This window comes from Xanthobacter aminoxidans, from assembly GCF_043193615.1.
In the GTDB taxonomy this organism is placed as follows: domain Bacteria; phylum Pseudomonadota; class Alphaproteobacteria; order Rhizobiales; family Xanthobacteraceae; genus Xanthobacter; species Xanthobacter aminoxidans.
This window is the reverse complement of record NZ_JBAFUS010000001.1, coordinates 1,263,996-1,280,069: the sequence shown is the minus strand read 5'-3', so window position 1 is coordinate 1,280,069 and position 16,074 is coordinate 1,263,996. Positions and strand designations below refer to the sequence as shown.

9 protein-coding genes are annotated in these 16,074 nt (G+C 68.3%); all 9 read right to left on the bottom strand.

Annotated elements, in window-relative coordinates; translation table 11 throughout:
- Positions 1-22: 22 nt before the first annotated feature.
- The 9 genes from V5F74_RS05775 to V5F74_RS05735 all read right to left on the bottom strand — a co-directional run bounded on the left by V5F74_RS05775 (position 23) and on the right by V5F74_RS05735 (position 16,048).
- Positions 23-5,197, bottom strand: a complete 5,175-nt coding sequence (locus V5F74_RS05775; protein WP_029557441.1) for a trifunctional serine/threonine-protein kinase/ATP-binding protein/sensor histidine kinase — start codon at positions 5,195-5,197, stop codon at positions 23-25.
- A gap of 614 nt (positions 5,198-5,811) precedes the next feature.
- On the bottom strand, positions 5,812-6,840 hold the full coding sequence (gene cydB / locus V5F74_RS05770; protein ID WP_394006793.1) for a cytochrome d ubiquinol oxidase subunit II: 1,029 nt from the start codon (positions 6,838-6,840) through the stop codon (positions 5,812-5,814).
- Positions 6,841-6,842: 2 nt separating this feature from the next.
- Entirely contained in the window at positions 6,843-8,261 is a 1,419-nt protein-coding gene (locus V5F74_RS05765; protein ID WP_394006791.1) for a cytochrome ubiquinol oxidase subunit I, read from the bottom strand.
- Between the two features lie 2 nt (positions 8,262-8,263).
- Positions 8,264-10,561 (bottom strand): FdhF/YdeP family oxidoreductase, encoded by a 2,298-nt coding sequence (locus V5F74_RS05760; protein ID WP_394006790.1) that lies wholly within the window; start codon positions 10,559-10,561, stop codon positions 8,264-8,266.
- Positions 10,562-10,857: 296 nt separating this feature from the next.
- A complete protein-coding gene (locus V5F74_RS05755) occupies positions 10,858-11,757 on the bottom strand; it encodes an efflux RND transporter periplasmic adaptor subunit (RefSeq protein WP_394006788.1) in 900 nt (299 codons plus the stop codon).
- Complete coding sequence (locus tag V5F74_RS05750) at positions 11,754-11,960, bottom strand: DUF1656 domain-containing protein (RefSeq protein WP_029557446.1); 207 nt, start codon at positions 11,958-11,960, stop codon at positions 11,754-11,756. The genes V5F74_RS05755 and V5F74_RS05750 overlap by 4 nt, the downstream gene beginning before the upstream one ends.
- Before the next feature lie 24 nt (positions 11,961-11,984).
- On the bottom strand, positions 11,985-14,087 hold the full coding sequence (locus V5F74_RS05745) for an FUSC family protein (protein ID WP_394006786.1): 2,103 nt from the start codon (positions 14,085-14,087) through the stop codon (positions 11,985-11,987).
- Positions 14,088-14,136: 49 nt separating this feature from the next.
- Positions 14,137-15,252 carry an FAD binding domain-containing protein gene (locus V5F74_RS05740; RefSeq protein ID WP_394006784.1) on the bottom strand — a complete coding sequence of 372 codons (1,116 nt, stop codon included), beginning with the start codon at positions 15,250-15,252 and terminating at the stop codon, positions 14,137-14,139.
- A gap of 19 nt (positions 15,253-15,271) precedes the next feature.
- Positions 15,272-16,048 carry an SDR family NAD(P)-dependent oxidoreductase gene (locus V5F74_RS05735; RefSeq protein ID WP_029557449.1) on the bottom strand — a complete coding sequence of 259 codons (777 nt, stop codon included), beginning with the start codon at positions 16,046-16,048 and terminating at the stop codon, positions 15,272-15,274.
- Between the last annotated feature and the right edge of the window lie 26 nt (positions 16,049-16,074).

The following is a 16,074-nucleotide window of genomic DNA, read 5'->3' as shown; positions in this document are numbered from 1 at the left end:
AGGGCGTGATTGATGCCTTCACTCAGGCTTGCGCGTCCTGTTCTGTCCGGGCGACGTCATCCAGGGTCTTCAGGCTGAAATAGAAAACGCTTCCCTCTCCCACGGTCGAGCGCGCCCTGAGCATGCCGCCGTGCGCGTCGATGATGGAGCGGCAGATGGACAGCCCGATGCCCATGCCGGCGTGCTTGGTGGTGAAGAAGGGTTCGAAGATGCGGGCAAGAACATCCTCGCTCATGCCGCAGCCGGTGTCGGCGATGCTCAGGCGCACCATCCCCGCGTCCCGAGAAGTCTCGATGGTCAGGCGCCGCCGGCCGGGATCGACCGCCTCCATGGCGTGAATGGCGTTGGTGATGAGGTTGAAGACGACCTGCTGCAACTGGACGGGATCGGCCTCCACGGGGCGCCGGTCCACCGCCAGCAGGTCGACCAGCTCGACCCCGTTCGACTGGAGATCCTTGACCACCAGCCGCATCACGTCCTCGGTGAGATCTTCGAGGCGGATCGGCTCCAGCACCGGGGCGGTGCGCTTGGCCAGCGCGCGCAGGGACTTGACGATGCCCGCCGCGCGCATGCCCGAGGCCCGGATCTGCTCCACGCCCTGCAAGGCCTCGTCGACGTCCGGCTCGGCGCGCCGCAGCCAGCGCATCGCCGCATCGGCGCTCGCGACGATGCTGGTCAGGGGCTGGTTGATCTCGTGCGCGATGGAGGCCGCGTAATTGCCCATGGCCATCATGCGGGAGGCGCGACCGAGTTCCGCTCGCGTCTCCCTGAGATCGAACTCCGCGCTGGCCCGCCGTGTGTTCTCATCCACGAGATCGTTGTAGAGCCGGGCGGCATCGAGCGAGATGGCCGCCTGCGTCGCCAGCAGTTCCAGCAGCGCCGTGCGGTTCGGCGTGAAGACGTCCGCCGCGAGGTTGTTCTCGAGGTAGAGAACGCCCACGAGGCTGCCGCGCTTGATCAGCGGCATGAAGAGGAGGGAGCGCGCGGGCGCCCCCCCGTGGCCGGCGGCGCGCAGGCCCGGTTCCTCGCTGGCGGCATCGGCGAAGACCGCCGTCCTGCGCGTGCGCATGACCGTGTTGAGCATGGCCAGCGGCAGATCCCGTGCGGTGGGAACGGCGGAGTGGACGTCCACTTCCACCTGCTGGTTTTCCACGCGCGCCGAGGCCTCGATCACCGGATCGCCGTCGCGCATGAGGATCAGAAGGCCGTATTGGGCACCGGCATGGACGATCATCTCCCGCATCAAGGTGCGGATGACCTGATCGAGCCCGACTGTCTCGGCCAGCGTCTGCGCGGCCTTGGTCATCACCTCAAGGTTGAGGCCGCCCTGTCCCGCCGGGACGCCCGCGACATCCGCCGTCCCGTCGCCGGCCCGGTGATGGCGCGCGCCGGCGCCGCCGTCGAGCAGGAGGGGGAAGCTGCGCAGCAACTGGTCCGCCTTCCCCTGCGCGCCCCAGTGCCGGTAGTGGCTGATCGCCGCCTGGACGTATCCAGAGGTGGGAATGCCCAGCCCGGCCTCACGGCAGCAATAGGCTGCCAGCTCGTAGGCCAGCGCCTGCTCATGGACGAACCCGCTGGCCGCCGCCGCGTCTGCCGCCTGCTCGTACAGGCGCTGCGCGTCCGCAGGGATGCCGGACAGCCGCGCCGCCTCGGCCTCCAGAAGCAAATGCTTGCACTCGAAGGTGGATGGATTGAACCGGGCGCGATCGGCAAAGCGCCGCCGCAGCTCGTCGATCCTTCCCAGCGTCACCTTCCGGGCGGGCGCGCCTGCGCTGGTGCGGGCCAATGCGAGGGCGAGGAAGAGCGCGCATGAGGCGGTGTCGATGTGCGCTGGCGCCGCCCAGCTCAGCGCCGCCGCCTGTTCCAGCTGGAGGACGGCGCGCTCGAAATCGCCGAACAGGAAGGCGGTGACGCCTGCGTAATGGCGGACCCAGAAGAGGGTCGCCAGCGAGGTGATTTCCGCTTCCGGAACGCCCTGCGCGCCGTCATAGTCGCCGGATGCAAGCGTATCCACGAAGCGGGACTGTGCCGCCAGGATGAGCTCGATGTCGCGATACTTGAACTGGCGCGTCCACGCCAATCCTTCCTCGATGTCGTCCCGCACCGCAGAGAGGGGCGCGCCCAGCATGAGCATGTTGGACGCGATGTGGTTGCGGGCATAGCAGGCCCAGCCGAGATCGCCGGCCGTCAGGCCGATTTGCGCTGCCTCGCGTGCACGGTCGAGGGCGAAGCGCAGTGGCCGCGTCCACGCGCCCACCTGGTCGAGGGCCAGCAGAACCGCCGTCTGCTGCGCCTCGTAGCCGTCCCGCTGGACGATATCTTGCGCCATCATGGCGTAGGTCTCGCCATCCTCGTAGGCGCCGTAGAGATCCGCGCAGAACACGCCGAACCACGCAAATCCGTAGGCCGCCTCCGGCGTCATACCGTGATCGAGGGTGAGTTCGACGATCTTGATCAGATGCAGCACGCGCAGGCCGCCGCGCACGAAGAAGGCCGCGCTCAGGGCAGAGAGCAGGGCGAGCGCCGACCGCATTGCGGGGTCGGTGATCTCCGGCAGGTCGCGCAGGTGGGAGACGTCGAGGGCATTGAGGCGGGCGCTGCATGCCTGATAGGCCTGCGCGAGCTGTTCGTCCGTCACGAACCGCTCGAGTTCGACACCGAGGAGGGCGAGCCCTGCCAGGGCCTCGTCGATCGCCCCTTCGTAGTCCGACCGGATGGTCCGCGCGATGGCCTTCAGGCGGTAGAGGTCGGCCTGCTCCACCGGAGTGGCGGCGATGGCGAGCGATCTTTCGATGGCCGGCAGGGCCTCATCGATCCGTCCGAGGGCGATGAGGATTTCGCAATGGAGCCATTTCACCTCCGCGAACAAGGCGCGATGGCTCACCTGCCAGACGTCGGGCATGAGGCTGCGGGCCATCTCGATATGGCCGGCCGCCTGTTGAACGGCGCCGGAATTGCGGGCGTGGCGGGCCGCGGTCCGCAAGGCCCTCACGAAGCTCAGGCGCTCCGCCTCGTCCAGCGTGGTGCGATCTGCGCGCTCGATCTGCGCGGCCATGGCGAAGGCCCAGTCAGCGTCTCCGTCGCGCGCGATGGCGATCATGCGCCGGGCGATGGCCAGATGCTCGGCCGGGCGGTCCGGCTCGGGAATGGAGGCGTAGGCGGCTTCGAGCACGCGGTCATGGGCGACGACGTAGTCCGCATCCCGCCGCAGGAGCAGGCCGGCTTCCACGAGCTCGACCGCCACATGCCCTGCCTCGGCCTCGGACTGGCCGACGAGGTGCGCAAAGGTCTCGCCTGAAACCCGCCCGCCGACGCTCGCGAGCCGCTGCAGGACACCCCGCTGGCTCGGCGGCAAGGCGTCGAGCCGCTGCAGCATGAAGTCCGAGACCGAATTATACGCGCCGAAGCGCAGCGCATCCCAGCGCCAGCGCTGCGCCTCGGGATCGAAGGCGATCACCCGGTCATCGAAAAGCTTCTGCAGGAGCTGCCGGACGAAGAAGGCATTGCCCCCCGTCTTGCGATGGATGCTGTCCGCGAGCTCGCCGAGTTCGGCCGGCGCGCCGTTCAGCGCACTCGCGACGAATTCGAGGGTCTCCGCGCCCGAAAGCGGGCCGACGCGGATCTCCGTTGTCGGCAGCGGGCCGGTGCGCGCCTCCGCCAGCAGTCCGGCCAGCTCCGGATGCCGGGCGACCTCTTCCTCGCGATAGCTGCCGATCAGCAGCGCATGCGGCGGCGCTTCGCGCCACAGGGCCTGAAGGGCGCCGAGGCTCGCCGCATCCATCCATTGCAGGTCGTCGAGGAACAGGACGAGCGGCCGGGACGGCGTCGCGAAGGCTTTGAGGGTCTGGAGCACGATCCGCACCACGCGCGCCTGCGCCATGCTCGCGGCGACCTCGGGCAGGGCGCCCCCGTCCGAGAGAATGAACTCGGCCTCGGGCACGAGGTCGATCAGCAGGCTGCTGTAGCCCGAAAGCTGGGCGGCAAGGCGCTCCCGGATGCCGTCCAGCACGTCCGCGCTCTCGCCCAGCGCCCGCATGACCAGGGTGCGCAGCGCCTGGGCGAATGGGGCGTAGGGCATGCCCTCCTGCAGCAGGACGCTCTTGCCGGCCGCGAACTGGGCTTCTGCCGGCAGCCAAGCCTTCGACAATTGCTCGACGAGGGCGGACTTGCCCGCCCCCGCCTCGCCGCGCAGCAGGATCAGCTCGCTCCGGCCCGTTCGGGACACACGCCCGAAGGCCTCCACGAGCTGCGACAGCTCCAGCGCGCGGCCAAACAGCCCGCGTGCCTCAAGCCCCTTGCGCGCGAATTCGCCGCGGCCGAGGGCGAAAGTCGCCGCGCCGTCGCCGGCCGCCAGCGCGGCGCGGGCGAGGCGCAGGTCGATCTGGAGCGCTTCGGTGCTCTGGTAGCGCTGCTCCGGATCCTTGTCGATGAGCTTCATGAGAATGGCGTCGAGCATGGGCGGGATATCGCCGCGCACGGCGCCGGGCCGTACCGGTTCGACCGCCACATGGGCGTGCAGCCACTCCGCCATGCTGGTGGCCTGGAGCGGCAGCCGGCCGACGAGCAGCGCATAGAGCAGCACGCCCAGCGAATAGAGATCGCTGCGTGCGTCGCTGGTCGGGCGGTGGAGCCGCGCTTGTTCCGGCGCGGCGTAGGCGATGGCGTCGGCCGCCGTGAAGCCGGCCGCTTGCGGGGCATCGGTGCCTATGGGGCCGACGAGATGGCGGAAGCGGACCCGTCCCCGCTCCTCCAGAAGCACGCTCGGCGGCTTGAGGCCGCCATGGATGGTGCCGAGCGCGTGCAGCCGCGAGAGCGCGGCGGCGATGGCGATGCCGAGATCGAGGAGCGCCTCCGGGGCGAGCGTGCCGGGGGCGAGGTCGTCGAGGCTCGCCATCGGGCGATCCGGGTAGAGGAGGAGCACCCGGCTGCGATGCTCCAGCCGCTGGGGCGGGTCGATGAGGTCGGAAGGGAGACCCTGCGCCAGGGCTGCCTCCCGATCGAGCAGGGCCGCGGCCGGACTGCCCCGCAAAGCGGATTTCACCCGCCAGCGTTCACCGGTCAGCTCGTCCTCGGCGAGACAGGATTCGATGCCGTCAACGGCGCCCTCCGACGTCAGCGCGAGGCGGTCGAAGGATGCGGCGTCCATCCCGCTGCGGAGCGGGGCGCTGTTGCCGTCGATGTCTCGCACGCTGTCCACTGGCGATCTTTCATCCGTTCATTGCATAAATGTACGAAAAATAGGTGTTGTTTCTTATTTGTAGTGCGTTATTGCAAGAGCGTCCAGCGCGCCGTTGGCGCTTGCGGCTGGCGGTCGATGCGCCGGAGAGACCCGAAAACCGGCTATTTATCGTTCGATTAAATATTCTCGAACGGGCGCCCGCGTCAAGGTGGCTATGGTCGGCACCGACGCGACGGGGAGGGGGCGACGATCACATGTCAGGCATCGCCTGGGCGCGCCGCGCCTGCGGTCCGGTCGAAAGCGAGCGCGTGTGCCGCCCCCACCCCGGCCTCAAATTGCCGCCGAGGCGACGCGCAGGCGCCTGGCTCATGGTCATCGATCCTCGCATCTGATGCGTCCCGGAAAATCGTCGCCATGGTGCCGGTGTTCGGGATCGGTCTCTTGTCGAATATGCCGGTCGCTTTGAACGATTGCGTCATGGGAGACGATGACGGCGGCGGTGCTTCTGCTTTGGGCGCTGGGGGTATGAGATCACGGGCGGGCCCGGGACAGGAACAGCCCGCACTCACGCAATCGCTCGCCCCGTGCCATGTGGCTTCGGGGCGAGCGATCGCGAACCGGGCGGGCGGTCGTCAGCCGTAGCCGCCGTGCCCCCCTTCGTGCTGCACCTTCCCCCGGAAGATCCAGTAGGCGTGGGCCTGATAGGCCAGCACCACCGGGATGATGACCATGACGCCCACCCCGAGGAAGGCGAGGGATCGGGGATCCGAAAGCCCGTCCCACACCGTGACCTGACGGGGCACCACATAGGGCCACAGGCTCACCACGAGGCCGAACAGGCCGAGGGCGAACAGAACGAGGGACAGAACGAACGTCTGCGCCTCCCGGCCATTCCAGATGGCCCACCAGATCCCCGCGATCACCGCCACGGTGATGAGCGGCACGGGCGCGAGCCAGAACAGGTTGGGAAGGGCGAACCAGCGGGCCGCGACCTCGGGCACGCTCCAGGCACTCCACAGGCTCACCAGCAGCATCATCGCGGCGGTGAGGATGAGCGCGGCCCGGGCGATCTCCCGGCCGAACACCTGCGTCGGCCCCTCCGCCTTCCAGATCAGCCATCCGGCGCCGATGAGCGCATAGCCGCCCACGAGGCCGATGCCGCACAGCACGCCGAGCACGCTGAGGAAGCTGAAGGCGCTGCCGGCGAACATGCCGTTCTCCACCGGCACCCCTTCGATGAGCCCGCCGAGGATGAGCCCCTGGCAGAAGGTGGCGAGGAGGGAGCCGGCGAAGAAAGCGGCATCCCACACCGGCCGGAACCGGGTCGCCTGCAGGCGGAAGCCGAAGGCGACGCCCCGGAAGATCAAGGCGAACAGCATGAACATGATGGGCAGATAGAAGGCCGGCAGCAGGACGTAGTAGCCGGCGGGAAAGGCGGCGAAGAGGAGCGTGCCGCCCATCACCAGCCACGTCTCGTTGCCGTCCCAGACGGGTTCGATGGAGGCCATCATCACATCGCGGTCCTGATCGCGCGGGGCGGCGAGGAAGAGGATGCCGACGCCGAGGTCCAGTCCGTCGGCGAGCACGTAGACCGTGACGCAGAAAAGGGCGGCGGCGGCAAAGAGGAGCGGCACATGGTCCGCCTGCATCAGCTCGGTCATGGTCAGGCCTTCGCTTGTCCGGCGCCGGGCACGGGCGACGGAAGGGTGGGGGAGTTGGTGAAGAGGCCGACACTGGCGCGCTCCATGCCGGGGCGTTCCGCCACCTCGGGCGACGTTTCGGTCGGGCCCTTGAACGCCACCCGTCCGGCGAACCAGACGAAGGCGAGGAGCAGCAGGTTGTAGACCGCGAAGAAGATCAGGAGGCTGGTGGTCACCGCGCCGGCGGTGACCGGGGCGACGGCATCGGCGGTGCGCAGCACGCCGTAGATGATCCAGGGCTGCCGGCCAGCCTCCGTCACCGTCCAGCCGGCGAGCACCGCGACAAGGCCGAGGGGGGTGGTGGCCATGGCGAGGTACTGGAACCAGCGGGTGTCGTAGAGCCGGCCGCGCGTCCGCAGCACCAGCCCCGTCAGCGCCGTCACCAGCAGCAGCATGCCGATGCCGGCCATGATGCGGAAGGCGAAGAACACGATCGGCACGTTGGGCTGGTCGGCGGGCGGCACCGCTTTCAGGCCCTCAACCTCGCCGTCCCAGCTGTGGGTGAGATAGAGGCTGGCGAGGTGGGGGATTTCGAGCGCGTAGAGGTTCTTCTGCGCCGCCATGTCCGGCCAGGCGATGACCGTCATGGCCGGGCCGCGCGTGGTGTCCCACAGGCCTTCCATGGCGGCGAGCTTGGTCGGCTGCTCCACCAGCGTGTTGCGGCCGTGCAGGTCGCCGATGAAGATCTGGAGCGGGGCGAGCACCAGCGCCAGCCACAGCGCCATGGAAAAGGCGGTGCGCGAGGCGGCGACGTGCTGGCCGCGCCACAGATGGAAGGCGGAGACACCGGCGATCATGAAGGCGCAGGTGAGGAAGCTGGCGCACACCATGTGGGCGAGGCGATAGGGGAAGGAGGCGGTGAAGATCACCTGCCACCAGTCCACCACATGGAAGATGCCCCCGGCATCCGCGACGGCGCCGGCCGGGGTCTGCATCCAGCTGTTGGCGGCGATGATCCAAGTGGTGCTGATGAGCGCGCCGCCCGCCACCATGAGGCAGGCGAAGAAGTGCGTCCCCTTCGACACGCGGGACTCGCCGAACAGCATGATGCCGATGAAGCCGGCCTCCAGGAAAAAGGCGGTCATGGTCTCATAGGCGAGGAGCGGGCCGAGCACGTTGGCGACGGAGCGCGAGAAGCCCGCCCAGTTGGTACCGATCTGGTAGCTCAGCACGATGCCGGTCACCACGCCCATTCCGAAGACCAGCGCGAACAGGCGCATCCAGAAGCGCATGAGGTCGCGGTAGACGGTCTTGCCCGTCCGCCACCATAGGAAGCTGAGCAGGGTGACGAACCAGGCGGTGCCGATGGTGAGCGTCGGCCACAGGATGTGAAAGCCGACCGTGAAGGCGAATTGCAGGCGCGAGAGCGCAAGGGCGTCCATGGTCATTTCGCTCCGGTGGCGGGGGCGGACTTCACGAGGCGCACGGGGACGCCCTTCGAGGCCGGGGTGAAGCTCTGCGGGTCGTGCGCGTAGAGCGGCACGAGGGGGTTGGTCTCGGGGTAGTAGGCCGCGCAGCTCGCCTCCGGGAACGGATGGAGGACGACGCGGAAGCCGCGGACCGCGCGCTCGATGCCGTCGGTGGAGAGGGTCACGATGTCGACGCGGTCGTCCGGCTTCAGCCCGCGCTTTTCCATCTCCTTCTCGCCGAGGAAGATCACATCGCGCGCGCCATGGACGCCGCGGTAGCGGTCGGAGAGCGAATAGAGCGTGGTGTTGTACTGGTCGTGGCTGCGGATGGTGGTGAGCCAGAGCGGGTGACCGGTGACGCCGGGGTCCTCGCACAGGCCTTCGCAGACGATGAAGTTCGCCTTGCCCGACGTCGTCGCCCAGATGCGCTCGCGGGCGGTGGAGGTGAGGTGAAAGCCGCCCGGCTGCTTGATCCGTGCGTTGTACCCCTGGAAGATTGGGAACACCGCCTCGATGTCCTCGCGGATCAGCGCATAGTCCGCCGTCAGCGCCTCCCAGTTCACCCTGGAGCGGCTGCCGAGCGTCGCTCGCGCCATGCCGGCGATGATCGCCGGCTCGCTCTTCAGATGCGCGGAGGCCGGCGGGTTGTGACCCCTGGAGGCGTGGACCATGGACATGGAATCCTCCACCGTGACCGACTGCGGCCCGCTCGCCTGCATGTCGATCTCGGTCCGCCCGAGGCAGGGCAGGATCAGCGCGTCCCGACCGTGGACGAGGTGGCTGCGGTTGAGCTTGGTGGCGATGTGGACGGTGAGGTCCAGCCGGCGCATGGCCGCCTGGGTGAGCTGCCAGTCCGGGATCGCGGCGGCGAAATTGCCGCCGAGGCCGATGAACACCTTCGTCTCGCCGCGCAGCATGGCCTCCAGCGCGGTGACCACGTTGTGGCCGAAGGCGCGCGGTGGGGTGAAGCCGAAGCGCGCCGCGATGGCATCAAGCAGCGCAGCGGATGGCACCTCGGTGATGCCCACCGTGCGGTCGCCCTGCACGTTGGAATGGCCGCGCACCGGGCAGATGCCGGCGCCCTCGCGCCCCACATTGCCCTTGAGCAGCGCGAGATTGGCGATCTGCTGCACATTCTGCGTGCCGTGGCGATGCTGGGTGATGCCCATGCCGTAAACGAGGATGGCGCGCTCCGCCCGCATGTAGGCCTCGGCCGCCGTCTCGATGTCGGCACGGGCGATGCCGCTCTTGCGCTCGATGTCCTCCCAGGAGGTCGAGGCGAGGTCGGCGATGAGGGCATCTATGCCAGCGGTGTGGCCGCGGATGAAGTCCCAGTCGAGCACCGGCGCCAGTTCCTGCGCGCGGGCCGCTTCATCCGCCGCGACGAGATGCTTCATCACGCCCTTGAGGAGGGCCACGTCGCCGCCGACGCGCACCTGGAAGATGCGCGAGGAGATGGGCGTGGAGGTGAGCGTCGCCATCTCCACCGGGTTCTGCGGCGCCTGGAAGCGCTCCAGCGCCCGTTCGCGGAACGGGTTGAACGACATGATGGTGGCGCCGCGCCGCGAGGCGTTGCGCAGCTCGGTCATCATGCGCGGCGAGTTGGTGCCGGGGTTCTGCCCGAAGATGAAAATGCAGTCGGCCCGCGCGAAATCCTCCAGCAGCACCGTGCCCTTGCCGACGCCGATGGACTGGGGAAGCCCGACGCTGGTGGCCTCGTGGCACATGTTGGAGCAGTCTGGAAAGTTGTTGGTGCCGTATTCGCGGGCGAAGAGCTGATAAAGAAACGCCGCCTCGTTGGAGGCGCGGCCCGAGGTGTAGAAATCCACCATGTTGGGGTCTGGCAGGGCATTGAGATGCTGCCCCACGAGGGCGAACGCCTCTTCCCAGCGCACCGGCAGGTAGCGGTCGCTCCCCGCATCGTAGCGCATGGGATGGGTGAGGCGGCCTTTCATCTCCAGCTCGTAATCGCCGAGGGCGGCGAGCTCCGTCACGGTGTGGGCGGCGAAGAATTCGGGCGTGCAGCGCTTCGCCGTCGCCTCCCAAGCCACCGCCTTGCCGCCGTTCTCGCAATATTCGAAGGGCGAGGTGTGCTTGGGGTCCGCCCATCCGCAGCCGGGACAGTCGAAGCCGCCGGGCTGGTTCATGCGCGACAGGGTCGCCATGCCGGACACGGCGACGTGCTGCTCCACCAGCGCGCTGCCCATGGCCTTCAGGGCGCCCCAGCCGCCGGCGGGCTCATGATAGGGACGAATGGTTTTCGCGATGCCCATGGGCGGCTCCCGCAGCAATGAGGGGGTGAGGCCGTCAAGCGAGGGGGGCTCATCTCGACTGCACAGGTCGCCGGACGTGAAAGTAACCGGAAGACGAGGATATGATTGCCGCAGGATCAGCCCGAATAAATGGGCTTCACATATGCCCGCCGCATACCTTTGTATGGCGCGGGACAGTCTTTGCGCAGGATGATGGGGCAGGGGACGAGGCAGGGGACGAGGCAGGGGATGAGGCGGCGCGAACGCATACGGCCCGCCCGGTTCGGGGCGGGCCGTCGGTCGGCTCGGGTCGGTCGTTACTTCCCGGAGATCGAGACCGTCGCGGTGAGGCCGGCGGAGAGGATGACCGAGGGTGGCACGGGATCGAGGGCGATGCGCACCGGCACGCGCTGGGCGAGGCGCACCCAGGTGAAGACCGGGTTCACCGAGGCGAGGCCGGAGACATCCGGCGCCACATTGGGGATGGCGATGCCCCGGCCGATGCCGGTGACGTGGCCGGCGAGGGGCGTGGGATAGGCCATCAGCGCGACCTTCGCCTTGTCGCCCACGTGGATGCCGGACAGGACGGTCTCCTCGAAATAGCCGTCCACCCAGAAACTGTCGCTGTCCACCACGGAGAGCGCGCGCTGGCCGCTGGTGCCATAGTCGCCCACCTGGGTGAGCAGGTTCGTGACATAGCCGTTCACCGGGGAGACAATGCGCGTGCGGCTGAGGTTGAGCTTTGCCTGGTCGCGATCGGCGAGGGCCTGCTGATAGGCGGCCACGGCCATGTCCGCAGAGGCCGCGAAGCTCTGCTTTTCCTCGTTCGACGCGGCGATGGCGCTCAGTTTCGTCCGCCGTTCCGCCTCCGCTTTCTTGTTCTCGAGGTCGGCCTTCGCGCGGGCCACGGCGGCCTCGGCATTGGCGAGCGCGTTCTGGTAGTCGGAGGGCTCGATCACCATCAGGAGGTCGCCCTTGTGGACGAACTGGTCGGCCTTCACCGGCAGCTCGACGATGCGCCCCGAGATCTGCGGCGCCACGGTGACCACATAGGCTCGCACGGTGCCGTCGCGGGTCCAGGGCGTGGTCATGTAGGTCTCCCACATCCGCCATCCGAGGATGCCGGCAACGCCGACGACGGCAAGAGTCAGGAGCACGCCTGTCACGCGACGCGAAACGGAGGCTCCCTTTTCGGCAGGGATGTCGATGGCGGTCATGAACCTGCTCCTATGCTCAGGACGGTGAGGGACAGCACGATCACGTAGATCGCGAGATTGAACAGGGCCGGGTGCCACACCGTTCGCGATAGGCCGGTGCGGTTGCCGAACATGATGAGCGGGATGGTCATCAGCCACGCCGCCAGCATCATGGCTGCAAAGGGCGAGAACAGCACGCCGAGGAGATTGAGTTCCGAGAACATGGGATGGATCTCGTCTTTCCGGATCTAGCTGAGGTTGGTGCACTGACCGTCCGCCCCTTCGAGGAGGTCTGAACAGGCATCGAGCGCGTCCGTGATGATCTTGATCTGTGCGAGCGACGAAATGACCGCCGGGGCCTCGGAGGGTTGGGAGGCCGCCCGCTCCGCCAGCGCGCGCTCCATGTCGCCGAAGGCGATGCGCGCCAGGGCCACCCGCCCCTCCGCAAGCGCGGCACTGGCGTCAGAGATGAGCCGGCGCTCGACTTCGTCCGCCGGCGTTTCGCGCAGGAGGATCAGGGCCCGCCCGAGGACGAAGAGCGTCAGGAGGGAGTTCGCCTGTTCGTCCGTGGCCTGGGGCGGGAGATCCTCGACACGGCGTGTCATCACCGCCGTCCAGCGCGCCGCGTCCCGGGCCTTTGGCCGGCCCGCGAGCCGTTGCAGGTCGCGGACCGAGAGGGCCAGAAGGCGACGCGTCCGCACCTCGGGCGACAGCCCCGGAATGATGATGAAGAACAGCGTTCCGATGATGTTGCCAAGGATGATCGTCAGCGCGATGTTGAAAAAAGTGGACGCATCATAGGAAGTCGGGTTCCCGACCCCGATCAGAGGCAGGAGATTGACGGACATCGCCAGGAACAGCGGCGTGTGCCAGCTGCCCGCCTGCATCCAGCCGACCGGCACCAGGAAGAGCGCCAGCATCACGGCGAGCTGCGGGAAGGTGGAGATGGACGGCATGACGCCGAAATAGAGCCCGCAGCCGACCGCCACCACGAGGATGGAGCCGATGGTGTAGTCCGTGACGAGCACGCGGGCCTGATCGCCCGCCGGAGCGAAGATCAGGACGGCGATCGCGACGAAGGCAATGGCGAGGGGACCGTTCGGCCATTCGGTGGCGATGGTGAAGGCTGCCGCCGCGGCGACCGCCGAGAAGACACGGAAGCCGCTGAGCAGGGGCGGAAGCGGATCGCCGATGACGATGGTCCACGGTGCGGTCCGGCGTTCTGCCCTCGCACCCATGAGCAAGGCAGTGCTTCCTGCTGTCGCTTGGAGGCAAAGGACGAGGTCGCGGGCCGCATCGGCCAGAACTGAGGCGCTGGCGTCATCGTGCGGAAGCGCCTCAAGGGCTCGCAAAGCCTCCGCGCAGGCGCTGCGGAGCCGCTCCGGGTCTCGCCCGAGATCGGCCGGATCGAGGCGGGACAGCAGGGTGTCCAGGCACGCATGAACGTCTTCGCTCGGTTGGCTGGAAACTTCCTGCTCCAAGGCAATCCTTTGCCAGCCGAGCACCGCGTCCATGAGGCGCGCGCCGGCCTCACGCAGATGACCGCTGCGTGAGCGCAGATACGGGGAATCCGCCATGGCCGCATCGACTGCGGCCTGAAACAGGCTCAGCTTCCGCAGGATTTCCCTGGGGCTAACGCCTGTCTCGCGCGCGTCTTGCGGCGCGGCGAGGGTCGAACGGAAGCCGCGGACCAACTGGCGGGCCATATCTTCCAGAAGGCTGGCGAAGGCCCTGCGCGCGGCGCCGAAGTCGGTGAGGAGGATGACGAAGAGCGTCGATCCGATGCCGATGCAGATTTCGCTGACACGGACGATGGAGAAAAAGAAGGCCGACGTCGGATCGGCGATGGTGTCGGCGAAGATCACGGCTGCGGTAAAGCCAGCCAGGGCCGCGGCGTAGGACGCGAAGTTGCGAAGCACCACGACGGCGACCCCGCACAGGCCGCACCACGCGGCGAGGCAGAAGGCGAGGGTGTATCGGCTCTGGGCGAAGAGCCCGAGCACCGTCACCATGGCGAGCGCGCCGGCCACCGTTCCGATGATCCGCCAGCGCCCCTTCTGCAGGGACGTGCCGAGGTTCGGCTGGCACACGATGGCCGCTGTCGTCGCCGCCCAGAAAGAGTTCTGGAGTTCGAGCGCATAGGTGATGTAGAGCGCCAGACAAACCGACGCCGCAAGCCGGACGCCGAACAGGGCGCGCGGACCCCAGGAGCGAAGACGTGCGCGCAGGGCTCCGGAATTTGTCTCCGGGGGGCTGTCGAGAGTGCCTTGTATTGTGGAGCTCATTGATGCCGTGCCTTGCTGAACCCATCGAGGCTCTGTTGAGCATAGGTCTTGCCGGGCAACGGCCAATTATACGCAAGGTAGTGGGGCCCTACCTTGGTTTGATTACACTATCGGGTTAGCCGAGCGAACCGCCGAGGCGCTGGCCGTAGGCGACGATCGCCGCCCCCACCGGAGCACGCACGGCGGCATAGGCCGAGAGGGCGGTGTCAATATCCGGGGTGTGGGTGAGCGCATCGCGGAGCGCGAAGGCATCGCCCGCCGCCTTCGCCACGCCCATGGCGGTGTGGGGGCGGGCGACGAAGGCCGCATCGCCCATGAGCGCGACGCGGCCGGAAACCATCTGCGGCGGCGCGTAGTCGAAGATGGCATGGAGAAAGGGGCGCGGCTCGGCCTCCACCACGGCGGCGAAGGCCGGGGGCAGCAGGCGCGCGGCATCGGATTTCATCGCGGCTGCGATGTCCGGCCGAACCCGACCTGGCGCGAGGGAGAAGGGGCGGCGCACGCCGTCGATGTCGGTGAGAACGCTATCGAGTTCGTCCGGCGTGTAGCGCCGGTACCAGACCCAGTTGTAGCGGCGGTGGCCGGCGACGGTGGAGCCGTCCGGGCCGGGCACGAGATAGCCCAGGATGTGCGAGCCCGGCATCTCGTAGAAGGCGAAGCGGTCGAAAAGCTGTCCGGCGGCCGCCGCCGGTACCTCGGCCTCGGGGACGAGGCCACGCCAGGTGGCGTAGCCCACATATGTGGGCCGGGACTCCGCGCCCGCAACCGCGCTGCGCAGCGTCGAGCCGACGCCGTCGGCGCCGATGACGAGATCCGCCCGCTCCTCGGTGCCATTGGAATAGGTCACGCGGGCGCCGCCCGGCGCCTGCACCACGGAAACCGCCTGCCGGTCGATGTGGTAGCGATCGTCCGGCAGGAGGTGACGGAAGGTGCGGAACAGTACGTCCCAGGAGAGCTGGGTCTGGGGCGTGCGCTGGCGATGGATGATGGCGCCAGCCCGGTCGAGATAGATGCGCTCGTGGGCCGTCACTCCCACGTGGGCGAGGTGCTCCACGCCGACTTCCCGCAGGATGTCGAACACCTCGCGCTGGGCGACGAGGCCGGCGCCCCGCCCCTCCAGCCCATGCACCGAGCGTTCCGTCACGCGCACGTCGAAGCCGGCGCGGTGCAGCAGCACGGCGGCGAACAGGCCGCCGATGGAGCCGCCGACAATGAGAATGCGAGGGGGCATGGCCTGTCTCTCCTGAACGCTAGACGATGAAATCGATGACGCCGCCATCGACGCGCAAGGCGGCGCCGGTGGTGGCGGAGGCGAGCGGCGAGGCGATGTAGACCGCCATGTTGGCGACCTCCTCCACGCTCGCCGGCCGCTGGATGATGGAGCTTGGCCGGTGGGCCTTCACGAAGTCGGCGCCGGCCTCCTCCAGCGTCTTGCCCGCCGCCACCGCGTCCTTCAGCATGGCGGCGACGCCCTCCGACAGAGTGGGGCCGGGTAGGATGGAATTCACGGTCACGCCCGTGCCCGCCATGCGCTTGGCGAGGCCCCGCGCGAGGGAGACGTCGGCCGTCTTGCTGACGCCGTAGTGGATCATGTCCGCCGGGATGTTGAAGGCGGATTCCGAGCCGAGGAACAGCATGCGCCCCCAGCCGCGCTCCGCCATGCCCGGCAGGTAGGCTCGGGCAAGGCGCACGCCCGACATGACGTTGATCGCCCAATGCCGGTCCCACACCGCGTCGTCGGTCTCGAAGAAGTCGGACGGCTCAAAGATGCCGAGATTGTTCACGACGATATCGAACGCCGGCTCGGCCGCCACCAGCGCGGCGGCGCCGTCCGCGGTGCCGAGGTCGATGGCCTGCCCGCGCGCCGTGCCGCCGATGCGCGCCACGGCCTCTGCCACCTTCGCCTCCGAGCGCCCATTGACGACGACGCTCGCCCCGGCCTGCCAAAGCCCCTTGGCGATGGCGAAGCCGATGCCTTCGCTCGACCCGGTGACGAGGGCGGTCTTGCCCGAGAGATCGATCTTCATGGCTGTCTCCTGTGGGTGTGGCGATG